We start from the raw sequence: 6,119 nt of genomic DNA, 5'->3' as shown, positions 1-6,119 counted from the left end.
AGATGCAGGCGAGCCAGGTGTGGCGCTTCATTGCCGATCACCGGGTACCGTTCGACAACAACCAGGCCGAACGCGATATCCGCATGCCCAAGCTCAAACAGAAAATCTCAGGGTGTTTCCGTGCGGTATCAGGCATGGAAGCGTTCTGCACGATCCGCTCCTACCTTGCCAGTCTGCGCAAACAGAACCGTTCGCTGATCGATGCGCTGGCTTTGGGCTTCGCCGGATTCGTCGTTTCGCCGCTTCCGGCTGCTGAATAGTTACGCCGCCGCAAAGAAAGTAAGCAAAGAAAGCGGCTCGAACCGCTCATGCTAAGTGGGCACCCTTGCCTGGAGGGGGTAGTGGCTCCGTGGAATCCGGGCCCTCGCACCTTCGAGCGTTAGTGACAAAGGCATCATCAGCTCCCACTCCGCACTGCGTGCGTCGCGGACGGGTCTGCATGGGAAACCAGAGGCTTCGTTTGGCGCGGCGGAAGCCGTCGGCTTCGCCTCGGCGACGCGCCTCTGCACTCACCCGCCCCCCCCCACTTCAAATGATATGTCGGTGTGCTGCAGTCACAGTCACGGTCGCAGTTGCAGTTGCAGTTGCAGTTGCAGTTGCAGTTGCAGTTGCAGTTGCCATCACGGTCGCGATGGCGATGGCGATGGCGATGCAATGACGGGCCACGGCTCGGTGGCAAGACGCGGCGCCAAAACGTAGCGTGTGGTTTTATGAAGTACGCTTCGGTGCGCGCAGCGCCGCCGGAAGTATGACGCCCTTGTCACTCACGCCGAATGTGCAAGAACACAGATTCCAGATGCGCCACTACCCCCTCCAAGGCAGGAGACCCGCTTAGCAGGATTGGTTTGAGCCGCTTTCTTTTGCCTACTTTTCTTTGCGGCAGGCAAAGAAAAGTAGGTGCCTGCCCCGCACAGGGGCGACGCTAATAGACCACTAACAATTCAAGGAAAGGCCAACGCCCCAGGCAACCAGACAGTAAGCGCCGAGCAGGCAAACAGACGAAACAAGCGCCGCGCAGGCAAACAAATCAAGAAAAGCCCACCGCCCCAGGCATACAGAAAAAAAAGCGCGCCGCAGGCAAAAACATCCCTAAAGCCTCTGCTCAACAGCAAGCAAAAAAATCCGCGCCCACTGCTTAGCCTGCCGCTCGCCCAGCATGGGCAAAATCCAAACCTGATGCTTAGCGTCCTTGACGGTCAAAGCGACCTGCCATTGAGCATCATGGCCTTGTACCTCAGCGCCAAGCAGATCGGCAAAGATATAAGCACCCTGCTCGCCGCCAAGGCGAATCTCACATAGCCGCTTACCGGCAGCGAGCCGGACCGCCCCCCAGGTCCCGTTAAGCTCATGAGTCCAATCGCCATCGCGAATATTCGGCGCGACTTCCTTCCGACGCCGCCACCAATAGACAACCGCGGCAATCAAAAGCAAAACAACAAGAACAGCAACCCCCACCGCAACGGCCGACCCAAAAGCCGCCTGCAAGGCATAAAAAGCCCGCACTGCGCCATACACCAGCGCGATCAACGCAATGAATGCAACAAGAATCGGCATCGCAAACTCGCTAGACAAAAAGTCAGCCTAGCACGAGCAACGCCCAAACCTAACGGCAAGAAACCATTGCGAAAAATGCGCAGCCACGCAAGGTGAGGCGTTACGGCTGCTTATGTGTCGCCGCCCAATCCTTCACCGCCTTCAACGTGTTCTCGACGTGCTTCTCCGGCGACAGGCTCGTGTACTCGTAGATGATCTTGCCGTCCGGCGCGATCACGTACGACACGCGATTGGCCATGGAGCTATGCATCGGCAAGCCAGCATCATATGCGCCGATTACCTTCGAGTCGGCATCCGCCGCCACCGGGAATTTGCTGCGGCATTCGCTCACCGAAAACTTCGTCAACGTGTCGATGTTGTCGTGCGACACGCCGATCACCGTCGCGCCATACTTCTTGTACTCGTCGACGGCTTCAGCAAACTCGTGGGCTTCGATCGTGCAGCCCTTCGTGAACGCCGCCGGATAGAAATACAGCACCACCGGCCCTTTCTTCAGCTCGTCGGCAAGCGAATACGTGTAAGTCTTGCCGCCTAGCGAAGCCTGTGCGGTGAACGGCGGCGCGGTATCGCCCGGCTTGAGCGTGGCAGAGGCCGTCAGCGAATGCATCGCGAATCCCACCGACAGGACGGCGGCCAGTGCCACCGGTATGAGCTTCCTTTTCATCTGCAGTCCCTCGAAACGTTAATGCACGCGGTTGGCGCGATCAGCTGAAGGTCGCGGCGTTCGGCTGAACACCGGCAACCTCGACACGCTATTGGATCACGTACAGATAAGGTACGTCAGAACCTGCCTAAAAGATGCATACGGGAAGAATATGTCCTCGAGCCTGTGCCTGTGCCTGTGCCTGTGCCCGCAGCGGCAGCGGCACAATGCAACCCAATGCAATGCATTGCAATGCACGATCGCCCGGCGCCTGGCTGCCGGCTTGCCATGCCGCCCTCGCCCGCACCCTTTGTGGCACACGGCGATGCCAGTACCGATCCGAGCCCGTCCCGCCGCTTGAAAGCAGGCGACGCATGGGGAGTGGCGCCCGGGCGGCGCCGCAGCGGCGCTCAGGCTTCAAGCGGCCGCTTCTTCGATATGCGCGCCGAACCACGCCGCAGCGGACAGGTTCAGCTCCGCCAGCACCTCGGGCGTGAGCGCCGCGAAGCCGGGCGGCGCATCGGGTCCGGCTGCAATCGAGGTGGCATCGCCCCCCTCACCGGCCGCTTCGGCGATTCGTAACAAGGCGCCGAGCGCGCCACCGCGCGTAACGATCGCTTCGCGAATCTGCGGCGCCAAGCCGAGTTTCTCGAGGACAGCCGCGGGTGTGCTGCCGAGCACCACGTGGACCAGAGAAAAAATCCCGGTCATGAAAGCGGCATCGGCAAATTCGTCATCGGACGGGCGCAGCCAGCCTGCGGCCAGTTCCATGAAGCGCGAGCGCGTACCGGCCAGTTGCACCAGCGGATCGGCGCGCCACGGCAGATCGCCGCTGTCCGCGTACAGCAGCAGTTGCGCCCAGCGCGCGATCTGCCGCGTGCCGGTGGCGATGATGGCCTCGCGCAGCGAGGCGATATTGCGCCCCAGCCCGAACGCGCTCGAATTGACGAGGCGCAGCAGTTGCACCACCACGCTCGGGTTCAACTTGAGCTCCGCTTCGAGTTCGACAATCCCGGCATCGCGCGACAACAGCGCCAGCAAACGCAGCAGGCCAGGGCGCGGCGAGCGGTTGCGCGGCGCGGCCAGCACCTGCGGCCGCGCGAAGAAGTATCCCTGGAACAGATCGAAACCGAGCTCGCGAGCCAGCGCAAAGTCTTCGCGCGTCTCGACCTTCTCCGCGATCAGTGTCTTGCCATGGCCGCGTATCGTCGACGCCAGCTTTGCCAGCGCGGACCGCTCGGTCTGCAGGAAGTCGATCTTGACAATGTCGGCGTGCGGCAGCGCGGCGAGCAGTTCGTCCGACAGTTCACTGACATCGTCGAGCGCCACCTGAAAGCCGGCGCGGCGCAACTCGGTCAGCCGACGGCCCAGATGCGCATCGAACTTGACGGTTTCGAGGATCTCGAGCACGAAGCGCTCGGGCGGCATCAAATGGACGATGTCGTTAAAGAGCAGCGCGCGGTCGATGTTGACGAAGCCGCGGTGCTGGCCCAGCACGGCCGCCACGCCGATCCCGCCGATCGCGCGCGCCACGACCTGCGCCGTCGCCTGGGCGTCGTCGCTGACCTCGGCGTAGTTATGCGCGCCGGCTCGAAACAGCAATTCATAAGCATTGAGCGCGCCGTCGCGATCGAGAATCGGCTGGCGGCCCAGATAGACGAACTGTGCTCCGGACGCGGGGTCGGCGTATTCGGCACATTGTTCAAGCACCTCGACGTGCCGGGGGATTGCCCTGACAAAGTGACGTTCAGACATGGATCATCGGTGCAAGTGTTCGGAAAGCTTTGCAGTGACGTCATAGCCGGCACTGCACAACGGGTTTGCCGTATTAACGGACGCGAAGCGGTTGCACTTTAACCGAATCGCTGCCGCAACGACGCCGAGCCGCGCAGCCGCTTCCTTACCATTTGTTTTTCGCAGCAGGCGCTAAAGATTTCCCGCCGCCGGTCGTTATCTCGTTCTGATGGGGCGGCCTGATACCTCTTGACCGCCCGGACACGGCGGGCAGTGAGCCGCCCTGCCTGCAGACGAACACAGGTTGCCAGCGACAAACATGGAAGCGAACAGGATCACCGCGCCCCGCCGGGGCTCCTTGCGCACGGTCATCGACCGGGTTCGTGCGTTCGGCCGGCGTGCCCACAGCAAACCGCAGGCACGCGCAAGCCGCACTGCGCAACTGGAACAGGTGGTCGGCGCGGTCGACCTGCTGGCGCACGTCGATCACGAACTGCACTTCCTCTATGTTTCCGACGCCAGCCTGCGCTTCATCGGCTATCACCGGGAGTACCTCGAAACCATCACGCTGCACGATCTCGTGGCGCCCGCCGACGTGCCACGCCTCGATGCGCTGCTGACACGCGCCACCGCGACCGGCAATGTCGAGAAGGCCACGCTCGGCCTGATCAAATCGCTGACCTATCCGATCACGGTCGAGCTGCGCGTGGTGCGCAGCAACCACGACGGCGTCGACGGCTATGCGATCGCCGGTTTCGACGTCTCGGCCTGGCGTGCCACCGAGGAACGCCTGACCCAGGCGCTGCACCTGGACCGTCTGACCAACCTGGCCAATCAGCCGGCGCTGATCCCCGCGCTGCTGGACGCGCAACAACAAGCCGACGCCCACGGCACGCCGGTCGCATTGCTGCTGCTCGACCTCGACGACTATCAGCGCGTGAATCGCGCGCTCGGCTACGATGCCGGCGACGAGATGCTGCGCGACACCGCGCGGCGCATATTGAACATGACGAGCCCGAGCGAGACGGTGGCACGCGTAGCCAGCGACGAGTTCGCGATCCTCGTGAAACCCGCGGCCAACCGCACCGACGCGGCGGCCGCCGCCGAAACGCTGGCGCGCCGCCTGTTGACGGCGATCCAGCAACCGTACGTCTTCAACGGCCAGCAGGTGCATCTGTCGGCGAGCATCGGCATTGCGCTCTACCCCGACGTGCGCCATGCCAACGACAACGCCGCCCACGACACTCACCTGCTGCGCTGGGCCGACCATGCCTTGCTGCAGGCCAAGGCGGCCGGCGGCAACACGCTCGCCTTCTACGTTCCGGACGACAACCCCGCCGACGCCGAGCGCCTGAAGCTGGAGGCCGACCTCTACGACGGTGTGCGCAATGGCGAGTTCTCGCTGCACTTCCAGCCGATCACGAGCAGCCGCACGCACGGCGTGGTCGGCGTCGAAGCGTTGATCCGCTGGTTGCACCCGGTGCACGGCCTCGTTCCCCCTTCGATGTTCATTCCGCTCGCGGAATCGATCGGCCTGATCAACTTCCTCGGCAACTGGGTGTTGAAGGTCGCCTGCATGCAGCTGATCCAGTGGGACGCGCAGGGCATCTCCTTGCAATACGTCGCCGTCAACGTGTCGCCGCAGCAGTTCCGTGATCCGCGTTTCAAGGACAGCGTGCGCGAAGCGATCGAGTTGACGGGTATCGATCCGCGGCGCCTTGTGTTCGAGATCACCGAAAGCCTGCTGATGCATGACCCGGCGCATGCCAAGGTCCTGCTCGAAGATCTGACCGCGATGGGCATCCGCTTTGCCGTCGACGACTTTGGCACCGGCTATTCGAGCCTGGCATACCTGCAACGTTTCCCCCTGGCCAAGCTCAAGATCGACAGGAGTTTTGTCGAGAATCTGCTAACCTCCCGGAACGATCAGGCAATCGTTAGCGCTGTCGTCGGACTCGCGCAAACACTCGATCTCGAACTGGTTGCCGAGGGCGTCGAAACGGAAGCACAGCGCACCCTGCTCACCGAGATGGGATGCGACCACATTCAGGGGTGGCTCGTCTGCAAGGCGTTGCCCTCCGACGAACTCGCGCAGCGTTTCGAAGCGCGCACGCTTCACTTGCACACCGTATAGCGATGCAGGCAAACCTGGTGCGCGGCAGAAGATACCGGCTTGATGCCGGTGTAG

General features: G+C 62.5%; 5 protein-coding genes. 2 read left to right on the top strand and 3 right to left on the bottom strand.

What is annotated here, in order from left to right:
- A partial coding sequence (locus HHL24_RS38250; protein ID WP_169489448.1) for an IS66 family transposase occupies positions 1-260 on the top strand: 260 nt, incomplete at its 5' end.
- Between the two features lie 829 nt (positions 261-1,089).
- Here HHL24_RS38250 and HHL24_RS38245 read toward each other — a convergent pair.
- The 3 genes from HHL24_RS38245 to HHL24_RS38235 all read right to left on the bottom strand — a co-directional run bounded on the left by HHL24_RS38245 (position 1,090) and on the right by HHL24_RS38235 (position 3,952).
- The gene (locus HHL24_RS38245) at positions 1,090-1,554 is read right to left on the bottom strand and encodes a hypothetical protein (RefSeq protein WP_169490490.1); all 465 of its coding nucleotides are present in this window, start codon (positions 1,552-1,554) and stop codon (positions 1,090-1,092) included.
- 100 nt (positions 1,555-1,654) lie between these two features.
- Positions 1,655-2,218 carry a peroxiredoxin gene (locus HHL24_RS38240; RefSeq protein WP_169490489.1) on the bottom strand — a complete coding sequence of 188 codons (564 nt, stop codon included), beginning with the start codon at positions 2,216-2,218 and terminating at the stop codon, positions 1,655-1,657.
- Positions 2,219-2,614: 396 nt separating this feature from the next.
- On the bottom strand, positions 2,615-3,952 hold the full coding sequence (locus tag HHL24_RS38235; RefSeq protein WP_169490488.1) for an EAL and HDOD domain-containing protein: 1,338 nt from the start codon (positions 3,950-3,952) through the stop codon (positions 2,615-2,617).
- Positions 3,953-4,250: 298 nt separating this feature from the next.
- Here HHL24_RS38235 and HHL24_RS38230 point away from each other — a divergent pair, with 298 nt between their 5' ends.
- Positions 4,251-6,065, top strand: coding sequence for a putative bifunctional diguanylate cyclase/phosphodiesterase (locus tag HHL24_RS38230; protein ID WP_169490487.1), 1,815 nt, complete (start codon positions 4,251-4,253; stop codon positions 6,063-6,065).
- Positions 6,066-6,119 lie beyond the last annotated feature (54 nt).

It is taken from the genome of Paraburkholderia polaris (genome assembly GCF_012927345.1).
GTDB lineage: Bacteria > Pseudomonadota > Gammaproteobacteria > Burkholderiales > Burkholderiaceae > Paraburkholderia > Paraburkholderia polaris.
The sequence above is the reverse complement of the archived record's forward strand: the minus strand, read 5'-3'. Positions and strand labels throughout refer to the sequence as shown.